General features: G+C 37.2%; 15 protein-coding genes and 1 pseudogene. 10 read left to right on the top strand and 6 right to left on the bottom strand.

The genetic code is table 11. From position 1 onward, the window contains the following. Window positions 1-20: 20 nt before the first annotated feature. On the bottom strand, window positions 21-992 hold the full coding sequence (gene cmoB, locus CCZ37_RS07495; protein WP_094500200.1) for a tRNA 5-methoxyuridine(34)/uridine 5-oxyacetic acid(34) synthase CmoB: 972 nt from the start codon (window positions 990-992) through the stop codon (window positions 21-23). Between the two features lie 112 nt (window positions 993-1,104). Continuing rightward, window positions 1,105-1,848, bottom strand: coding sequence for a carboxy-S-adenosyl-L-methionine synthase CmoA (gene cmoA / locus CCZ37_RS07490; RefSeq protein ID WP_094500199.1), 744 nt, complete (start codon window positions 1,846-1,848; stop codon window positions 1,105-1,107). A gap of 454 nt (window positions 1,849-2,302) precedes the next feature. On the opposite strand from cmoA, the gene aspS reads away from it, so the two are divergent. Both aspS and CCZ37_RS07480 read left to right on the top strand, forming a co-directional pair. Then, on the top strand, window positions 2,303-4,078 hold the full coding sequence (gene aspS / locus CCZ37_RS07485) for an aspartate--tRNA ligase (protein WP_094500198.1): 1,776 nt from the start codon (window positions 2,303-2,305) through the stop codon (window positions 4,076-4,078). A gap of 120 nt (window positions 4,079-4,198) precedes the next feature. After that, a complete protein-coding gene (locus CCZ37_RS07480; protein WP_094500197.1) occupies window positions 4,199-4,777 on the top strand; it encodes a thymidine kinase in 579 nt (192 codons plus the stop codon). A 60-nt stretch (window positions 4,778-4,837) separates the two neighbouring features. Here CCZ37_RS07480 and CCZ37_RS07475 read toward each other — a convergent pair. The 3 genes and pseudogenes from CCZ37_RS07475 to CCZ37_RS07465 all read right to left on the bottom strand — a co-directional run. After that, window positions 4,838-4,993 (bottom strand): annotated as a pseudogene (locus CCZ37_RS07475) (IS66 family transposase); the annotation flags it as partial. Between the two features lie 208 nt (window positions 4,994-5,201). Beyond that, window positions 5,202-5,804 (bottom strand): response regulator transcription factor, encoded by a 603-nt coding sequence (locus CCZ37_RS07470; RefSeq protein WP_094500196.1) that lies wholly within the window; start codon window positions 5,802-5,804, stop codon window positions 5,202-5,204. A gap of 23 nt (window positions 5,805-5,827) precedes the next feature. Continuing rightward, a complete protein-coding gene (locus CCZ37_RS07465; protein ID WP_094500195.1) occupies window positions 5,828-9,271 on the bottom strand; it encodes a response regulator in 3,444 nt (1,147 codons plus the stop codon). A gap of 681 nt (window positions 9,272-9,952) precedes the next feature. On the opposite strand from CCZ37_RS07465, the gene CCZ37_RS07460 reads away from it, so the two are divergent. Continuing rightward, complete coding sequence (locus CCZ37_RS07460) at window positions 9,953-10,465, top strand: winged helix-turn-helix domain-containing protein (RefSeq protein WP_094500194.1); 513 nt, start codon at window positions 9,953-9,955, stop codon at window positions 10,463-10,465. 105 nt (window positions 10,466-10,570) lie between these two features. Next, on the top strand, window positions 10,571-13,102 hold the full coding sequence (locus CCZ37_RS07455) for a hypothetical protein (protein ID WP_094500193.1): 2,532 nt from the start codon (window positions 10,571-10,573) through the stop codon (window positions 13,100-13,102). Window positions 13,103-13,291: 189 nt separating this feature from the next. On the opposite strand, the gene CCZ37_RS07450 is transcribed toward CCZ37_RS07455, so the two are convergent. Further along, window positions 13,292-14,860: a hypothetical protein gene (locus CCZ37_RS07450; RefSeq protein ID WP_094500192.1), complete on the bottom strand. Its 1,569-nt coding sequence runs from the start codon at window positions 14,858-14,860 to the stop codon at window positions 13,292-13,294. A gap of 611 nt (window positions 14,861-15,471) precedes the next feature. Between CCZ37_RS07450 and CCZ37_RS07445 the strand changes: the two genes are divergently transcribed. The 6 genes from CCZ37_RS07445 (at window position 15,472) to CCZ37_RS07420 (ending at window position 20,079) form a co-directional block, all read left to right on the top strand. Then, window positions 15,472-15,720: an EscI/YscI/HrpB family type III secretion system inner rod protein gene (locus CCZ37_RS07445; RefSeq protein WP_094500191.1), complete on the top strand. Its 249-nt coding sequence runs from the start codon at window positions 15,472-15,474 to the stop codon at window positions 15,718-15,720. Beyond that, window positions 15,720-16,265 (top strand): type III secretion protein, encoded by a 546-nt coding sequence (locus CCZ37_RS07440; protein ID WP_094500190.1) that lies wholly within the window; start codon window positions 15,720-15,722, stop codon window positions 16,263-16,265. The genes CCZ37_RS07445 and CCZ37_RS07440 overlap by 1 nt, the downstream gene beginning before the upstream one ends. Then, window positions 16,252-16,719, top strand: coding sequence for a hypothetical protein (locus tag CCZ37_RS07435; protein ID WP_094500189.1), 468 nt, complete (start codon window positions 16,252-16,254; stop codon window positions 16,717-16,719). The genes CCZ37_RS07440 and CCZ37_RS07435 overlap by 14 nt, the downstream gene beginning before the upstream one ends. A gap of 38 nt (window positions 16,720-16,757) precedes the next feature. Then, window positions 16,758-17,243 (top strand): regulator, encoded by a 486-nt coding sequence (locus CCZ37_RS07430; RefSeq protein ID WP_094500188.1) that lies wholly within the window; start codon window positions 16,758-16,760, stop codon window positions 17,241-17,243. 91 nt (window positions 17,244-17,334) lie between these two features. Continuing rightward, entirely contained in the window at window positions 17,335-18,480 is a 1,146-nt protein-coding gene (locus CCZ37_RS07425) for a hypothetical protein (RefSeq protein WP_208613907.1), read from the top strand. A gap of 129 nt (window positions 18,481-18,609) precedes the next feature. Next, the gene (locus tag CCZ37_RS07420) at window positions 18,610-20,079 is read left to right on the top strand and encodes a hypothetical protein (RefSeq protein ID WP_244187259.1); all 1,470 of its coding nucleotides are present in this window, start codon (window positions 18,610-18,612) and stop codon (window positions 20,077-20,079) included.

Genomic DNA, 20,079 nt, shown 5'->3' with positions numbered 1-20,079 from the left:
AAGCGTTAAAACTGTGTCAATTATAGTTTTTTTGCTACCAAAATAGCGCGTCGTGGTGCGGGATACCCTTCTACGGTTTTGCTTGGGTTGTTTGGGTCAAGATAGTCGGGCAATGAGTTGTGCGTCATCCATTGAGTGGTCCGTTGTTCATCAACAGAGGTGACGCTTTCATCAACGATACGCACGTCACCAAAACCACATTTCTCAAGCCACACTTTGAGCGCTTTGGCGGAAGGGAAAAAATAGACGTTACGCATTTGTGCGTAGCGGTCGACAGGGACCAACACCGCATTTTCATCGCCTTCAATCACCAGCGTCTCAAGAATCAATTCGCCCCCTGTGACCAACTGATTTTTCAATTGGATCAGATGATCTAGCGGTGAGCGGCGATGGTATAGGACACCCATGCTAAATACGGTATCAAAGGCGTTCAATTCGGGTAACTGTTCAATGCCTAGTGGCAGAAGATGAGCACGTTGGTCATCACCCAATAGTTTACGCACCGCTTCAAACTGCACTAAAAACAGGTGCGAAGGGTCGATACCCACACACAGGCGAGCACCTTCGCCAAGCATACGCCACATGTGATAACCATTACCACAGCCGACATCCAGCACGGAACGGTCTTTCAGCGGTGAAATGTGGGGCAATACGCGGTCCCATTTCCAATCGGATCGCCACTCAGTGTCGATATGGATACCGTGTAAGTGATAGGGGCCTTTGCGCCAAGGATGAAAAGTTTTAAGCAAACTTTCTAATTTCTTCTGTTCGCCGAACGTCAGCGGTGTGCTATTTGAGAGAGTGACTGACTGTTTGAGCTCGATCAGCTCAGGTGTACCCGAGGGGATTTTATTTAACGCACGAACCCAGCGGTCAAAGTCGCCATGCTCTGCATTTTGCCAGTCCGTCAACTGCTGTGGCAAAACGTTTAGCCAAGGTTGAAGACGGGTATCTTGAGCGATCAGTTGATAAAAATTGGCAAAGTTAAACATGCAAAGCGTATTCCTAGATTAGGTAAAAAGACCCTAGATAAATGGCTGGTCAGGTTTTGGCCCTTCTAGGGAAAAGAGCTAAAATGCCATTCTATTATTTGATAGCGAACTATTATTTAATAGCGAACATCGAGCCAAAGTTGAAACACTGGAACCACACTTCATAACTTGAAAAGCCAATGTGTTTAAAGCGAGCTTTATGTGTTGTGATGGAGTCTGGGCGCATCACATTTTCAATCGCACTGCGTTTTTGACTGATTTCTAATTCGCTGTAACCATTGGCTCGCTTGAAGTCATGGTGAAGGTCAATTAGCAAATCATGCGCTGTTTCATCTTCAAAAATGTACTTTTCAGATAAAATCAGTATGCCACCGGGGCGAAGGCCCGCGTAGATTTTTTCAAGTAGTGCGAGCCTATCTTCTGGCGATAGAAATTGCAGCGTAAAATTGAGCACCACCACTGAGGCATCACGAATTTCAATCTCACGAATGTCGGCCTCAATCACCTCGACAGGCGTATCCGAACGATAGGCGTTAATGTGCAGTTTACAACGCTCAACCATAGCAGGCGAATTATCAACCGCTACAATTTTACAACCTTCTTGGCGAATATGACGACGCATCGAAAGCGTAGCCGCGCCTAAAGAGCAACCCAAATCGTAAATGGTAGAGTGTGGCTTAACAAAGCGCTCAGCTAACATGCCGATTGCAGAGATAATATTGCTGTACCCCGGCACAGAGCGCTGAATCATATCAGGGAAGACTTCAGCAACTCGTTCATCAAAGGTGAAATCACCAATCTTATCGATTGGGGCAGAAAAGATGATGTCTTTATGATGGCTCATAATGTACCTCATGGCGATGCGTAAAAAGCAAGGCTGACCGTGGCGCTACCTTAAAAAAGGCGCACATTCTAAGAGAAAAGCGTGCGCGTGTCATTAACCTCGCACGTGATCATCAAAATAGGGTGATTTGGCGCTGGTCATCCTGGGCTGGAAACTTGGTGAGTTTAGGCAATGTTATGCGTTGTTGCTGTTGTTGGTATCACCCATTACTAAAAATAAATACTCTACGAGAGTTTTGATGATTTTGATATTTTAACGCTATAATCAGCCCCAATTTTTCAGCGGTGTTGTTATTTTGGTTGATTATTGATTTAAAAAGCAGCAACTCTTGATAAAACATAACAAATTGTATTCTGGAAGGTCGATTTTGCACATCTTTCAGCGTATAAATGGAACTTTGCGCTGCTCAGATAATGACGCTGAGTAGCTTAGAATTGATAACTAATTAGAGATTGGGAAATTCATTATGCGTAGCCATTATTGTGGTCACCTGAACAAGTCCCTCGCAGGACAAACTGTGGAGTTGTGCGGCTGGGTTAATCGCCGTCGTGATTTAGGCGGTCTTATCTTTATTGATATGCGAGATCGTGAAGGCATCGTTCAGGTGGTGGTTGACCCAGATATGGTGGATGTATTTGCAGTAGCTAACCAACTGCGTAATGAATTCTGCATTAAGCTCACTGGTGAAGTACGCGCGCGTCCAGAAAGTCAAATCAATAAAGAGATGGCGACCGGCGAAGTGGAAATTCTCGCGAGTGGTATTTCGATTATCAACCGCAGTGATGTTTTACCACTGGATTTCAACCAAAAGAACTCAGAAGAGCAACGTCTAAAATATCGTTACTTAGATCTACGTCGTCCAGAAATGAGTGATCGCATTAAACTGCGCGCTAAAGCGTCTAGCTTTGTGCGCCGCTTCCTTGACGAACACGGTTTCCTCGATATTGAAACGCCAGTCTTGACGAAAGCAACGCCGGAAGGGGCGCGTGATTACTTAGTACCAAGTCGTGTGCACAAAGGCAGTTTCTATGCACTTCCTCAATCGCCACAACTGTTTAAACAGTTGCTGATGATGTCAGGTTTTGACCGTTACTATCAAATCGTAAAATGTTTCCGTGATGAAGATTTACGTGCTGACCGTCAACCAGAATTTACTCAAATCGATATTGAAACGTCATTTATGACGGCCGATCAAGTGCGTGAAGTGACCGAAAAAATGGTTCGCAACATGTGGCTAGAACTACTAAACGTTGATCTAGGCGATTTCCCTGTGATGCCATACAGCGAAGCGATGCGTCGCTATGGTAGTGACAAGCCGGATCTGCGTAACCCACTGGAATTGGTTGATGTTGCAGACCTTGTGAAAGATGTGGATTTCAATGTTTTCTCTGGCCCAGCTAATGATGCTAAAGGACGCGTTGCGGTTATTCGTGTACCGGGTGGTGCGGCATTAACTCGTAAGCAAATTGATAGCTACGCTGAGTTTGTTGGTATTTATGGCGCGAAAGGTTTGGCGTGGATGAAAGTCAATGACCGCGCTGCTGGCTTAGAGGGCGTTCAATCTCCGGTCGCGAAATTCCTTTCGGCTGACATTGTGGAAGGCATTTTGGCCCGTACTCACGCTGAGTCTGGCGACATCATTTTGTTTGGTGCCGATAAAATAAAAGTGGTGACTGAAGCCTTGGGTGCGTTGCGTTTGAAATTGGGTAAAGATCTGGCGATCACCAATGAAAATTCATGGGCTCCACTATGGGTTGTTGATTTCCCGATGTTTGAGGAAGATGACCAAGGTAACTTGCATGCTATGCATCACCCATTTACCGCGCCACTTAACTTAACCGCGCAAGAGCTGCAAGCCAACCCAGCGGTTGCAAATTCAAATGCTTACGACATGGTACTAAACGGCTATGAAGTGGGCGGTGGCTCGGTGCGTATTCACAATGCTGAAATGCAATCTGTGGTGTTTGATATTTTAGGTATCGATGCGCAAGAGCAACAACTGAAATTTGGCTTCCTATTGGATGCGCTGAAATTTGGTACGCCACCACACGCAGGTCTTGCATTCGGTCTTGACCGTTTGGTGATGCTGCTGTGTGGTACGGAAAATATTCGCGATGTGATTGCCTTCCCTAAAACAACCGCAGCCGCTTGTTTGCTAACGGATGCACCGAGTCTAGCTAACCCAGCGTCGCTCGAAGAGTTGGCGATTGCGGTGACGGTCGCAAAAGAAAAAGCGCAATAAACGCAACGGTAACAGGGTGGCGCAAGTCACCCTCTTTTTTGCCCCTGCGTAGGGTTATCCTTTTTTATTTGAGTGAACCTTGTTCTCTCGCCAATTGACTTAGTGACAGGAATCTCTCTTTTGGCTCAAATGTATTTCTATTACTCTGCGATGAATGCAGGTAAATCAACCACTCTTTTACAATCTTCTTTCAACTACCAAGAGCGTGGTATGACACCCGTGATCTATACCGCCGCCATCGACGACCGCTATGGTGTTGGTAAAGTCAGCTCAAGAATAGGATTGGAATCGGACGCTCAGCTTTTTACTGCTGAAACGAATTTGTATGATGAGATCAACGCACTGCACGAGCAACAAAAGCGTCACTGCATTTTGATTGATGAGTGCCAATTCTTAACCAAAGAGCAAGTCTATCAATTGACTGAAGTGGTCGATAAAATCGGCATTCCGGTACTGTGCTATGGCTTGCGTACCGATTTTTTAGGTGAGCTATTTGAAGGGAGTAAATACCTACTTTCTTGGGCCGATAAGCTGGTGGAATTGAAAACAATTTGTCATTGTGGCCGCAAAGCGAATATGGTCATTCGCACCGATGAGCATGGTGTGGCGATTGCCGAAGGTGATCAAGTATCTATTGGTGGTAACGATAAATACGTGTCGGTATGTCGTCAGCACTATAAAGAAGCCTTGGGTAAGTAAATTCGTTACTTCTGCGCCTTGAACAAATCATTCGATAGAAAGGTTCAAAGTAAGCGTTCAATAATGGTGTCGAGTCCGAAAAACTAATTTACTCAGCAGAGCAAGGCGCTGACATACCTTAGCAGTATGTCCTTTACCGGTGTAATCCGCGATCGGTTGTAGGTTTCGGATCTTGTGTGACCAGCATAGCTGATATTTATTTGGTGATATCCAGTTGATATTGGTCAATGACGACAACTCGAACCCTTATAAGCCAGTAAAACGGCTTTTATACGGTCATGTGCAGGACCACCACGATTGGAATCATGCATCAGTTCGAGTTGCAGCTTTTATTCCGGAGTGAGAACAGATGATTTTTGTTGTAAATCAAGTATCTGCAATGATCTCGGGTATATCACAAAAACAATCAGCCTACTTCTGATATTTATAGAATGTTACTTCTGTGTACAAAAAGGATAAGGCTTGACATAGAAGAGCAGCCTAGTTTGTCCATTAACCTTTTTTTATATGTACTGACGGTTTTTTCACTTATAATTAGCATTTTTGCAATTTCTTTGTTTCTATAGCCTTGAGATAAGTACTTCAAAACCAGCAGTTCACGAGAAGATAGATTTGTAACTAAATCATCTAGATGAGAAGTCTCCTGCTGTTCTGTAAGTTTACTATGATCTCCATAAATATAAGATTCTAGTTTTAATTTTATATTCGAGATGTCCTCCTGTTTAGAAATATATTTAACCATATTTATCTTATGAAAAATGTCTTTAAGCAGCTCCTGTTGTATAGATGAAAATATAATATAGGTGCGGTCCTCTGAGGGTGGACAGCGTTTGATGACTTCGAATCCATCGAGGTTTGGTATTCCAATATCTAAAATGATAAATTGAGGATTTAATCTATTTATTTCTTTTATAGCTTCGACCCCTGTTTTTGCTACAGAAATCACTTCATGCCCCATAGAAGTGATTATGCCTTTCAAGAATTCCAATATTATTTCATGATCATCTACTAATAAGAATTTTGCCATAATTACCCACCTAAGATATAAATTTAATTTTTTAATTTTTTAATGCATGATTTTAAGTTAATTATCCTTGATGATATTTTTTTGAATATTTTTGGACTGTTATTTTTCTCAAAATCATCAATCAAATTTAATAAATCATTTTCACCGATGATTTTAGTTATTCCTTTTAGTTTATGTAGGGTGGATAGAGTATCATTTATACTATCCTTGTCAAAAAATTGATTATTAGCATCATCTAGAGCAGTGTATAGCAGATTAATAACATCTTCGAAAGAGAGGCCCATCTCCATAGATGCGTGACGTAGTTTTATTATATCGATATTATTATCTGCTAGCGTCAGATGAAAGTGAATTTTTTCCTGTAAACCTCGAAGCGTTGCCGGTTTAAATAGACAGTCATTCATGCCTGCACTAATGCACAGATCCATTATTTCTGATTGAGAGTTTGCTGTGAATCCCAAAATTAGCATTGATTTCTTATTTTCTTTTATTTCCCAAGATCGAATAATCTTCGTTAGTTCAAAACCTGTTATCTCCGGCATATGACAATCTGTAATCAAAATATCGAAATTTCCACTTGATTGGTTGATTAAATTCCAAGCATCTAGAGCATTGCTGCATGTAGTGACATTCATCTTAATAATTTCAAGTTGCCTTTTTATTATGCTACAATTTATATGATAATCATCAACGACAATAATGTTTTTACCATAAAAATTAACATGATTATTTTCATGTTCTGGAAAGTTTGAGTTATTATTTTTATCTAAAATTTCACTTTCTAGTTTTGATATCTTTGGAATGATTAAACTTACCTTCGTACCTATCCCAACAACACTTTCTATATTTACTTTAATATTTAGTATCGAACATAAACGATATATAATTGTCGAACCAAAGCCATAGCAATCCTCTTTTTCTGAATCAGTTACAAATGGGATTTTTAAATCATTAATTTGTTTTTCATTCATACCGACACCCGTATCAATAATATTCACAATAACATTGTCATTTTCTATATAACCGTTGACGGTTATAGAACCGGATGGAGTGAATTTTATTGCATTACTAAGTATGTTATTTAATATCTGTCTAAGATAAATAATGTCTGTATAAACATAGATTGTATCATCAATTTTAAGATCAAAAAATAAATCTAATTTCTTCTTGTCACATAGTGATACGAATAGGCTTGAAATATTAGTGAGTGATTTTTTTATTTCAACATATTCTAGATTTAAGTTATTGTCGCCCATTTCTATTTTTGATATATCTAGAACATTATTTACAATATCAATGAGATCTAATGACGCATTATATGCTTGCTTAGTATATTTTTTCTCATTATCTATAAATGAGATTTCTAATGAACCAATAATAGCATTTAAAGGTGTTCTTATTTCATGACTCATTATGGCTATAAAATCAGACTTATCTTTATTTGCTTTTATTGCTTCATCCCTTGATATTATTAATTGAGAATTAAGAAAGTTAATCTCGGTCATGTCTGTCCAACCAGTTATCATTCCTGCTATTTTACCATTTATATAATACGGAACTGACCATTCATCTAATATTAACTCTTTACCATTACGTTCTAATGTAAAGCTTCTTTGAACCGATTTTGAATTTTTAAGCATTTCATAAAATCGTTCTTCTTCACGTATAAGAAATTCTTTATCTAAATATGAATTATGGTATTCTGATGTTTTATTACCCAAAATAATATCATTAGGGTATAATGAAAAATCAGAGAATGCTTTATTAAAATGTATAAGCCTAGATTCGTGATTTCTAACTATGATTGGAATGGGAATCCCATCTATTATAGAGGCCTTAAACTCCCATTCTAATAAAATCTTTTGTTTTTTCTTTTCATTAATAAAATAAAAAATAATGTATATTAATATCGATGATATTAATATTAATATTATATAGTAATAATTGCTTATCATTCGATTTTTTTCTACCCAAACCTCATTTGCATTAATTATGTCAGCATTCCATTTTCCGGTTAGCCTATCTACATAAGAGAAGCCTAAGTTTTCTATAGACTTGTCTAATATAATTTTTAATATACGTTCATTTTTATTTTTTCTACTAATAGCAAATCTGAGGTCGCCGGGATAAGATAATTGAACTATTTGATGTGTCAAATGATCTTTAAAATAAACTTTGACTAGGAAACTCATAACCTCACTATACCCATAAGCAACATCGGCTGTGCCTTTTGCAACCATTTCTATTGCCGATAATGTATTTTTAGCGATAATTATTTTTGAATCTGGAAACTTATGTCTAATGTGATCCTGAAGGCTGTAACTACTAGAAATTGCAATTATCGACTCTTTATCATCTTTGATTCTTTTTACGGAAGAGATATCTGTAAAAGAAAATGGAATGGAATATGATGCTCTTTCTTTGAAATTATCATTATAACTTGCAAGAGCTACTATATCAATAATACCCTCTTCTAGGCTTTTTGTTATATCAGGCAAGTTATTCATTTGAATCCATTGAAATCGAAGCCCGGTTTTAATACCAATCGATGTCAGAAGCTCAGGTATTACTCCTGCTTCATCACCATTTGAGTCATAAAAAGTATAAGGTGGAAAAGAATTGTTAAATGCTACTTTAATAATAGGTTCTTCATCTTTGATCCATCTCTTTTCATCTTCTGTTAATGTGGTTAATTGATCATTACTCGTGTCAATAGACCATATTGATTTTACTAGCTGATATTTATATTTTAATTTTTTTAAGTCTAATGTCTTTTCTTGGTCCGAATTTTTGTATATTAAATATCGATTAAATGTTCTATCAAAATAAAGTAAAAATTTTAGATTTTTACTTTTTATTCTGTTTTTAATATAAGTTGCTGATGTCTTTTCAATTATAGTGATATCAACGTCATGATTTATCATAGATATGTAAGCATCTCGGTTATGTGTAAATTTAAGACACTTTATATTGTTGTATCCAGCATTTTTAAGCTCATCAATAAAACAATCCTTCACATAACCAACTACAATTTCATCATTTAATTTCGTTAGTTCTTTAGTCGTTAATGCAACATATTGATCTGAACGAAATTTCAATTTCTCATATGTCATACCATTCAGTATAGGATCATCATTTGATACAATAAATTGGAGCGACCCATCCTTAAGATCTTTTTCTATTTCATCAATTGACTCATAGAACACATATTTTATTTTTCCTTCAGAACATGGGATGAGTAGATTGATGTGATCAGGTTCCATTCCGGAAATATAATTTCCGAATTTAATTCCAAATGGCTCATCTAGGTGATGTAAAAGTCCAATATTTATTGGAACACTGCTTTCTTTACAAACTGTATTCCTTGTTATTATTTCACTAGGATACAATTCGTAAGTTAAATTCTTAGCATTTATATTGAATGATATAATAATAAAAAAGGATATCAATTTTATTTTTCCAATCATGGCAGTCTCAATTATTCAATATGTATACACATATAAATATATGCTATAGATTTTTATTTTACTACTACTATTAGCAATAACACCACTGAAAGCAAGCTGAAGAGGAAGATGAACATCCAAGAAACGATGTGCTTAGACAGTGAAAACGGATAATCTAGCTTAATGGAAAATGACTCTAGGTATCATTTCAGATCACTCTCAAAAACTGCCATATCGAAACACAAAGGGTCAACCAATGGTGCGTTGATACTCCGTAGTTACAACGGATGGTCAAGTTAGTGAAAGCCTTAGCCACTATCAAAGCGATAAACAAAGTCATAAGACTCAGTATGTCTGAAAGAAAAGCGATTGCTTAACATGCAGTCAATTAGAACTAACTCTGTGTGGGTCCAGATCCTGGATCAACGCCTCTTATATGCTGTACTTATCTTATTGCTAGCCGCTGTGTAGGAATTTTCCTAATTACTTACTGCCTAGTACCAATTGTTCACAATAAGTAATAACATTTCAGTCAATAGTTAAGTGTGTTGTAGTGTCTAACTTGGCATTAGTGCCATTGATTTTATGCGTCTCCGTGCTTATCGAACATTACAGAACGGTGAGTTAGTAACGCATGGAATACCGCTTCAGTTAAATATTATAAACAGTGTAAATAACTTTTTGAATTCTATAGGTTGTAATATGAGTGAAAGATTCTATTTTCTAGGCGAAGGGATAATATTTGATTCGTTAAAAAGAGAAATAGTGATAGATAACGATCGGTTGCGTTTAGGGGGAAGAGAATCCGAAATACTGAAACTTCTTTGTGACAATCCAAACAAAATTATCACTAAGGAAGACATTCACATCAAAGTGTGGGGAAGTATCTATGTCAGTGGCACTTCACTAACTAAGGCTATCTCTAACCTAAGGAAATTACTTAGTACGATCAGCACATTGGCTTGTGAGATAAAAACAATTCCAAAAGAAGGTTATACTCTAATATCAGATAATCTTTCCGCTATGAAAATGCCTGCTTACTTAGCGACTGATGTTATTCAAGAAGATTATTCAAGTGAAGAGGTCACGTTTCACCAAAATTCAACAGAAGCGACAAGTGATATTTTCTTACAAAAAAGTATGTTGTATTCTATTTTATTGGTATCAGTTATATCTTCATCTATAACATTTTTTATAAATATTTTGTGGCTATGATAGCGAATTGAAATGTTATGAATGATTGGCATTTTAAATTTTTATATATGTGTGATGTGGTAATGTACATATCTGTCTTAAATTTCTATGATTTAGAGTGGATATATGATTTCACGGACTTTAGATCCATATTACCATCGCCATTCGTTAGAGAATGAACTAATAAATGTAACCAGAGAAGACGAACGTTCTGAAGTAAATAATTTATTTATACAAATAAAAAAAATAAGAACAGGACAAGCACAGAAAGACTTACCACCACTATCAAGGATTATTAATCCTGATAGTCCTTTTAGCTTTAAAAAGTTACTCTTAGGAGGGTTGTTCATCCAGAGTTCTCTGCCTACAACACTTTCATATAAGGCTAGTGATGGAAGCTCAGATATAGATAATAACCAGTATCGAGTACATAATTCAGAGGTTAACCATCGCTTTCCCCGCCATGCAATATTAACATCGAGAACTACAGCTCAGCCAATGGCGAAAGATGATGTAAAGATGGTTAAACTATTTGATTTCTCTTGTTTAAATAATGGAGAAGATTTAAATTTCTCAAAGATAATACGCCAAATTGGGAGAACATTACAACAACCGATAACGACTATGACTATAGAAAGTCAGAATATTATTAGTTGGAATAAAGGCTTTGGTTGCCCTCAGCAACAAAAGATACAGGAAATTACTCGTATTACCGAAGAAATTGATTCAATCATATCCCAAGTTTTAACTTTGCTGCCGGGTAGTAATGCTTTGGCTATTGCTCAGTATATTGTTGGTCCACTTTTAATACACGCAGCAAATGATCTTGAAGGTAAGCCAACGTCATCTGCTGAGGAAGTAAATCTAATTGAACAAATTATTCAACAAGCAAAAGTTTCTATTAGCTCTATTAGCCATATTGAACAACAACACCTACAGACGAGTCCATTGGATGAGTCTCGCCCTGTGTCAGTAGCTCTTCCTAAGTTTAAGATTAATAATGGTAGTAATCATATACAGATAAAGATAAATGGTAAATATAGTTTAGCACAAATAAAAGTCAATAATGGTAAGTTACTAGCGGTTTTTCCAAAAGTGGAAGATGGTATTAATGATCATCGTGAAGTTTATTACAACTATTTAGATCAGGAATGGGAAATATCCGGTAACGGTAAACTTAATCGCTTTAGTAAACAAGAGCAACGCTTAGCACATGAGTTGTCTATCCATTCTACTCAGTATCACAGGAAGATTAATGAAGAATGGCATGTGTATGCTGTTAAAAATCCGTTTTCTACAAAGCCTTTATACTTGAATGCTATAGAGCTATATGGGAGGTTGGTCCCATATAGACGTGAGTTCACCACGGGCCAGGAAGTTATTTATGATTTTATGGATCCAACCTCTGTGCATGAAGTGGAGTATAGGTCTGGTGAATGGCATCTTAAATCAAAGCATACTCTTAATGTCTCATCTGCATTAAAATCTTCAATTAATCATTATGAAATTGAACCATTAATAATAAATTCAGATGAGCTATCTAGCCCAAATCATATTGGAATCCAGTTTTCTCGGAGTGGAAAATCTGTGATAAAGATTGATGAAAATTATTATCTGGTCACTCAGCAGGGAAAGCAACTGCAGTTAGGTCATCGAAAAAATCTTCCGATCTATTTGCGTACAATGAACAACCATGAAGTCAATATAGGATTATCAGAAATAACACCACCAGATAAAAAAGCATTTAACTTAGCGGATGTACCTTTAATTAATGGACCATGGAAAACTCGTATAGCAAAACAGTTGATTAATAAGTCTCTACCTATTGCGAAAACAAAGATTAAAAACACCTTAGAAATTATGGATAATCCTCAATTTAAAGAACATGTCAGACTAGCACAAGCCGCATACTTTGGGCGGGGTTTTTCAGAAAACTCTCAAAGTTTAACGAAGTTACATCATACGTTGTTTAAAATGGACTATGACTTAGGGCGTATCAGCAAGAAAAATTTCAACTTTATGCATCATACTGGCGGACATACCACTGTAGCTGAATTATCAAAAGAGCAGTATAGATTGTTAGATAAAAAGCCTGGGAGCAAGATTATCAATGTAGGGCGTGATGGTTTTTATACTTATTATCAGAGAATGGGAAAAAGTAAATCAGCAGTCGCTGATTTATTGATTCATGAATTATCTCATGGAGCACCAAATACTCTCGACTTCGTCTATATTGGTACTAAACGACAAGTTAAAGCTGGTGATGTCGATGTTTTTGAGTTGATAAACCTCGGTAATAATAACCTCTATCGAAATCAGCGAGGTCATATGCCACAAAGTGTTTACGCAGGGGCAGACCTAAGATCTATTGATAATATCAATGTTTCAGGTTCTAAAGGTTTGACAAATGCAGACTCAATTGCTCAATATATCTCTTTTTTGAGTAAAGCAAAAGATAATCCAGAGTCATTTAACAAAGATTATCAATCCTTACTTTCTGCAGCGAAAGTGTCTAATAATTTTCTAAAAAGGATAGAGGAAAGTGTGCTTGTTAGTCGTAGTCGTCGCGCGATAAAACCATTAAGTACGACTTTAACCAGTGTGATATTAATGGTGGAAAGGAAATCTGGTCGCTATCATATTTATCGCCCGATTTAATAATGTAAATCAAATTTATATTCAGATACTTTTAAAAAAGACCCCGATATTATGGGGTCTTTTGGGGATTGTAGTTTAATTCAACTAGGCTTAACCATTCTGATTTTATAGATAACTAAGCGACGTTAGTTATTTATACAATGGATTTCTATGATTAAAAACCAAAAAATATATTTGGCTTAGCATATGCTATTTTTTATGAGCCAGTTTTAGTTGTGCAAGCTCAGCTTTTAAACGCTCATTCTCTGCAGATATAGATTTGTAAGTGAACTCACTGAAGCCTGTTGGCAGCCTTTGTTTAAGGAAGCCTTTAACGCTTTCTTGCAGTTTTTCTGGATTTTGAATTGCTTTACTGAACTCATGCTCCAATTTTCTAGCAGCGGTTTTATCGAGATTAGAGAAAAAACCATTAAATATATCAATGTTTCTGAATGACGAGGTAACTTGGCGCTGATAATCATTGCTTAGTAGCTCAGCACGAGTTGAATCATTGACTAATGCAATACTAGCCTGTTGAGCCTTGGCAAATATCTCGCTGGTTTTTTCTGTAGTGGAAGCAACAGAACCATCGTCATATCTTTTTCTTGATGTGAGTGATAGCTGCTTTTGCATTTTGTTCAGCCCCTCATTTACCGTTAACCATGATGCAGGGGAGTCAATATCATTTGTTTTATTATTAAGTTTCATTTCCTTGTTTATGTTTATTGGTTGATGGCTATTGGCGATGATATCTGATTTCTTAAATATTGAGTGACTAAATAATGGTGCAGTTTCTGTATCTTGAGTATAAGGCTTGATAACATTGAAATAGGAACGACAGTAATCTGGCATGTTGTCGATATGGGCCTGAGTCACTTTATTTGCTGGTAAAGAGCCAATATGTTCATTAACTTTAGCTAAAATATCTAGTTCTACAGACTGGATAATCGCATCACTAATGAATCCAGTTACCATATCTTTGTCGCTGTCAGATAAGGATGAATATTGACTTAACACTTTATCTGGTTGTTCTAATATAAGTTTTTTACCCGGTGATAATTCACTTTCGCTTGAATTTGGTTGTGTGGTTTTTTCTGACTGGATTGACTTCTTTAACCCCAGAGTCCCACCAAACTGTCGGATTTCTGCTAACAGTTTGTTATTACCTGTGCCTGAGGCTGAAACTTTAGTCGGTGATTTTCCGAGGCTTGGCATTGGTGGCGGTGGCGGTGGTGTAACTTGACCCCGATTATCATTTTCTTGAGATTTGACGAACGTCTTCAACCCCTGAGTTCCACCAAACTGTCGGATTTCTGCTAACAGTTTGTTATTACCTGTGCTTGAGGCTGAAGCTTTAGTCGGTGATTTTCCGAGGCTTGGCATTGGCATTGGTGGTGGTGGCGGTGGTGTAACTTGATCCCGATTATCATTTTCTTGAGATTTGACGAACGTCGTCAACCCCTGAGTTCCACCAAACTGTCGGATCTGTGCTAACGTTTGAGTAGGAAGAGTAGCTTGTGGGAGTGTGTTTGACGGTTTGGATTTCTTACTATCGACCTCCTGTTGATTAAGTAGCCTATCTAGATCACAAGTGAGCTTATGAATAGTTTTATGGTTACTATCGGTATCTTTGTGTAGGTTAGTAATGGTACTTATGAGGCTCATTACTTTTTCTGAGCACGCAGTTGTTACTTTGTTAACAGGAAAAACGCCATCGCTTTCCTTTATATCAAGTGGTTTCATTTTGTTAATATGGGGTTGAACAATGGTTGGATTCATGGTTTTTATCCTAGTTGTTATACACAGAAGATAATATCCCCTTTGCAATAGTTAAATTCACGATATTATTTGTGAAATATCTAGAGTAATCTTTCATGTCGTGAAACTTAATTCTTCAGATGAGATGGTGAGAGCGTATTGTCGCCATTTATACGACTCGGCTATCCTGATAGGATAGTCGCCAGTGAGTACAGTAAAATGCTCTAAGCGACTTAGCCATACATATCGTTAATTTTGGGAGAGGAGTTATAGGATATGTTAAGTGCCGCTGTACATCATTATTATCTTTATATACACAGATAAGTCTCTATTTTTCAGGACACTTATTCATTATTTATAAATGATGAGATCATTTAAGTGTTATCTGCTCATTTTAATAACATACATTTCTTCTTACACTGCGGTATCTTCATTTGATGACATCAATGACGGATTAGTCTGGATTTTTCAGAAAAATTCCATTTTCTCCATTGGAGAAAGCAGGTAAAAGCTGGCATGTTGGATTTATTCATCAGTGTGTGCAGTTTTTTAGAAAAAATAGGGTTACTGTTACTAGCTACCACATATAGTCACCTTCTTTTTTCTCAACCGAGCGGAGTTTATGTAAGACAATGACAGAGTTAGATATCCAAGCAATAAAGCCATCAGTGCTTGAAGATACATTTAACAATATTGGGCAAGGTTTCCAAGAGATTCTCGATGCATTAGATAAAGCGAATGCAAATGGGCAGACGTTAACCGTCCAGGATACGCTAGCACTGCAGCAGTCGGTTTTTCATTATACGATGTTCCAAGAAACAGTAACTAAAATTGCATCCAAATCGGCTAACGCCATTAATGAAGTAGCTAAGGCTCAGTAATGAAAATTTTTTACCCATTATTGCTGCTTTTTTTATTTGGCTGTGGTGATCAAGGTTCAACTCAAATTGCCAGTTTTGAGTCTGCTGATGTTGCAAATAAGGTTGTTGTTATGCTCTCTCATTATCAAGTTCAAGCAACGTTATCTACTCAAAAGGAAAATTTTTTAGTATTTGTCGATCAATCTCAAGAGGGAAAAGCGAGAGGTTTATTGACAAAGTTTAATTTTTATTTCCAACGTGAAGATCTCAATGATCTTCTAGAATCTAAGTTTGCCAGCTTAAGCAAATTAGAAACTGTTAAAAGTAATCTACTACAAAGTAGAGAGATTTTTAATAAATTAAGTGTTATTCCAAATGTGATGCGAGCAAGTGTCGTTGTTAGTGGTGATGTCAATAAACAAATATCAGTCCTCATCATGAGTTTTCAAGAATTGGAACAAGAAAATAAGAATAATATAGAGCATTTTCTAAAAGGATTGATTTCGGAAAAAGACAAGTTAACAATCAGTTATTTTGTTCAGAATTTTTCAAATGAAAATATATAAAAAACGTTATCAAAAGATACTTCATTACTATCTAAGTAAAAAACGATTGTTGTCACATGAGTTTTTTGTTTTAACTTCTTTAACTGAAGATGAAATCGAAGCCTGGTTCTCTGTGTCTAGGTATGAACTTAGAGAGAAACTCTTGCTTTTGGGGCTAGTAGTCGAGTACCAAGCACTTCGTTTGCATCCGAAAAAGAAAGAATTTGTATTATTACGAACAAGGTTAGAACAAAAGCTATACCTTTGGTCAGATGTACTTGGTTTAAATCACATACCGACGGCATCATCTACTATCTTGTCTGGACTTTTATTATTAAGAGAGCATAACAAAAGACATGCATTGATATTAGCGATGAGATTAGGTATCGACGTACCAGAGGTATCAATTGGTGTTCAATATCCCTATCGTTTGAGTAATTTTATCCAAAGAGTCATGAATTCCTCATCAATTTAGTCAATTTAAACTAGGTATTATAATTCAGGGTAATATATATGAAAGAAGTAAAGATTGATTTCAATACCTCAGATGAGGAAAGCTTAGCTCTTCTTGATAGTAAAAGCATAGAACATAAGCTATCTAAATTACGTCAGTCTAAAAAAGTGACGATAGATGAACTTAAGAAAATTTTTGACTTAGGTGTAAGGTTTTATAATGAATTACAGTTTAAAGAAGCTGAAATTGTATTTTCTTCTTATACATCATTGAACCCCTATGACCATCGAGGACCTGGCTCTTTGGCTGCGATTTACTTAGAAAAAGGTCAGTTTACTAAAGCGCTAGATGTACTTAATATTTTAAAAACCTACCCAACAAATGATTTGGATGAAACAATTTTAAATATCGCGTTATGCCATTATAAATTAAAGGAACATTTACAATCAGCGGCGATGTTACTTATCGTTAAATCTGAGAATCTGAATGAGTTTAACTCAAAAAGGTATACTTATCTACATAAGCAACTGCGGCCATATCTTTGATTCTTATTCCAAACCATTGGAGTTATTGTCACTCTAACATACTGTTTTGTTATGAGTGTTCTTAAATCATAAATAAACAGTAGGAAGTGTTATGAAAACGAATACATTTGAAGATTCATCATATTATTTTGATTATCAAAATATCGCAGCTCAAGATGAGAATGGATCTTTAGATAAAGATCTAGAGAAAATTAACCAAGCCCAAGATGCATTAACAAAAATAGACAAGCACGTTGCTTCCATGGATAAACAGCCAAGTAATCCTGAATTCATGGGGATGATTGCTGCACATCAAAGTCAAGTTGTGAAGTCAATGCTAGAGGGAAATCCTGAAGAAGCGATTGCGCTGCTTCTTGCGAAAAGTATAGAAACCTATGCAAAGCGGCTGCAAGAAATTCAAGACTCAACCGGTGGGAAGGCTGCGTTTAGCAGCGCATTGCAAATCATGTTTGATAGCCTGATAAAGAAGGGGATACCTAGCGGACATGATTTAGAAAATATATTTCAGCTGGCTATCATGGATTTTATGTCCAATGGATATTATAAAGATTTATCATCAGATCTAAAAACGACTATGAGTCATTTTCTTGAAAGTACAGGTTCGGGGTCTCATGGTGTACATGAAGGATGGAATGGTCCTCACTTTGCCAACAACGTTGACAAATTATTTGATTTCATGTTGACACATGCGCCGGAAGATAGCCTTTGTCGTAAGGCTCTGAACACTATAAATAAAGATAGTTTAAAGTCACAATTAAAGAACAACTTTGATAACGAGGGCGGTTTTGTTGGCAGTGATAAATATGATGAAAAGCCATCACATGGGTTATCGCCTATGCTGCGTATTGCCATTACGGCAGCGTATTTGAAAGATAATCCACTTGAATTAAAGGATGTTGATTTATTACTAACAGGCTCGATGGCTGATTTAAATGCATATATTAAGAGTAATACTGAATATTCATCGGCAATGGAGTTTCTTGAAAAAAACACACCTGGTGAAGGCTGGCGAATTGTGGAACAAGATAGAAGAAAAGTTATCGACTGGGTAGGTGCTGGATTATCGATAAAGTACTTCGAAGGTATTTATAATCATTTTCCACAGCGAATATTAACCGAAGATGAGCTGAAAGAAGTTAACCGAATTGGTGACCAAGTCAAAATGTTGCAAGAAACTTTAAAGTATTGGTTATCAATCATGCGTGATGAACGACTTTCAATTGCACGTAATATTTAATTTATCGAAGAGTAAACAATGAAATGAAAGGGTATACCATTGCTGGGGGATATACCGCTCGTAGAAAGAGAAATGTGTAGTAATAATATTCAACACATAATCCCAGCCAATCATATGAAGGGACAATGCATGAGTACATTCATGAATAATATCTCACCGCAAGTTTATGTTAATGCGGTAGAAGAGGATAACGAAAAAGCCCAAGCTAAATCAGCCTCGTCCTCAGTGGCTGATGAAATTAAGCCAACTCAACCTCTACCAGGTAGCGCTATCTCTCTGAATGCGTTATGGCGTTTGGTTGAAGAGCAGATGAAAGAGGTGGCTAATGCTATTTCAGGGACAGGGAAGGAAAACTCTGCAGCGAAAAAATCGCTCATTGATTTACAAAAAGAATCGCAAATCAATCAGTTGAAAGATCGTGAAAAGCAGCTTGAAGACCAGAAAAAAGCCCAGGCGAAGCAAGATTTCTGGAGCAAGTTTACCATGGCACTGGGTTTTATTGCTGCCATTGTTATTGCTCCCTTTAATCCAGTGATGGCGGCTATTATGATCGTTACCATGGTCGCTGCGATTGTGATCCCCAAGATTGCGGACAAAATTATGGAGGCGCAAGGTGTTCCTCAGGATACCCGCGATAAAGTTAAGATGGGGCTTGAAATTGGCATTGGCATTATTGGTATGTTGCTCAGTTTTAACCCGGCACAACTGGTTAGAAACGTCGCAAAAATGGCTGCAGATACTGCAATTAAAGCTGCAGCGATGGCTGAACGAGCAATTATCGCGTTACGCAGTGTGTTAGTGAATTTGAATCCTGCAAAATTGGCTGGAATGTTGGGTAAATCAGCTGCAAATAGTGCATCTAAAGTGACTAAGTTACTCGATACGGCGCTCGATGCTCTTAAAGCCTTTAAAACGACGGTTGTGAATGCGACTAAAGAGGCCTTATCAAAAGCAGCCGATGCGGTATCTAAAGTGATTGAGCAAGCATTGAATGCCATTAAGCAGTTAAAAGCACAACTGCTGAAAGTATTGGATAGTACGGCTGATGCGATTAAATCGGCCGGTTCGGCAATTAAAGAACAGCTGACGAGCTTGAGTCAAGCCATTGGCAAGGTATCGTCCTCGATGGATGACTTGTTAGCGAGCTTAAAAAGCTTGAGTCCTGCAAACCTGATGAACAAAGTGTCACAAATGGTTGAAAAAATGTCTGACTTGCTGAGTTCAATGAAAGCAATGCGACCAAGCCAACTGCTGACTAAAGCCAAGCAAATGCTGGACGATGTGGTTGAATCACTCAAAAATTGGATGACTAATAGTGATAAAGCCGCGTTACGTGCTACTCGTGTGAATCAGGCGATTGAAGTGAGTTCTAATGCCACCTCTGTTGTCAGCATGGGATACAGTATCAAATCAGCCGATATCAGGAAGGATATGGATATTTCTCAAGCTAAACAGGAAGCTTTGGAGACACAGATACAACAGATTTTAATGTTGCTTTCGCAAGCGATGCGAGCGGTGACTCATGCCTTTGAATCACTATTTAAAACCAAAAGTGATTTCCGTCAATTCAATGACAAGATGATTTCGATCAACATGTGA

This window comes from Vibrio qinghaiensis, from assembly GCF_002257545.1.
Lineage (GTDB): Bacteria > Pseudomonadota > Gammaproteobacteria > Enterobacterales > Vibrionaceae > Vibrio > Vibrio ordalii.
The sequence above is the reverse complement of the archived record's forward strand: the minus strand, read 5'-3'. Positions and strand labels throughout refer to the sequence as shown.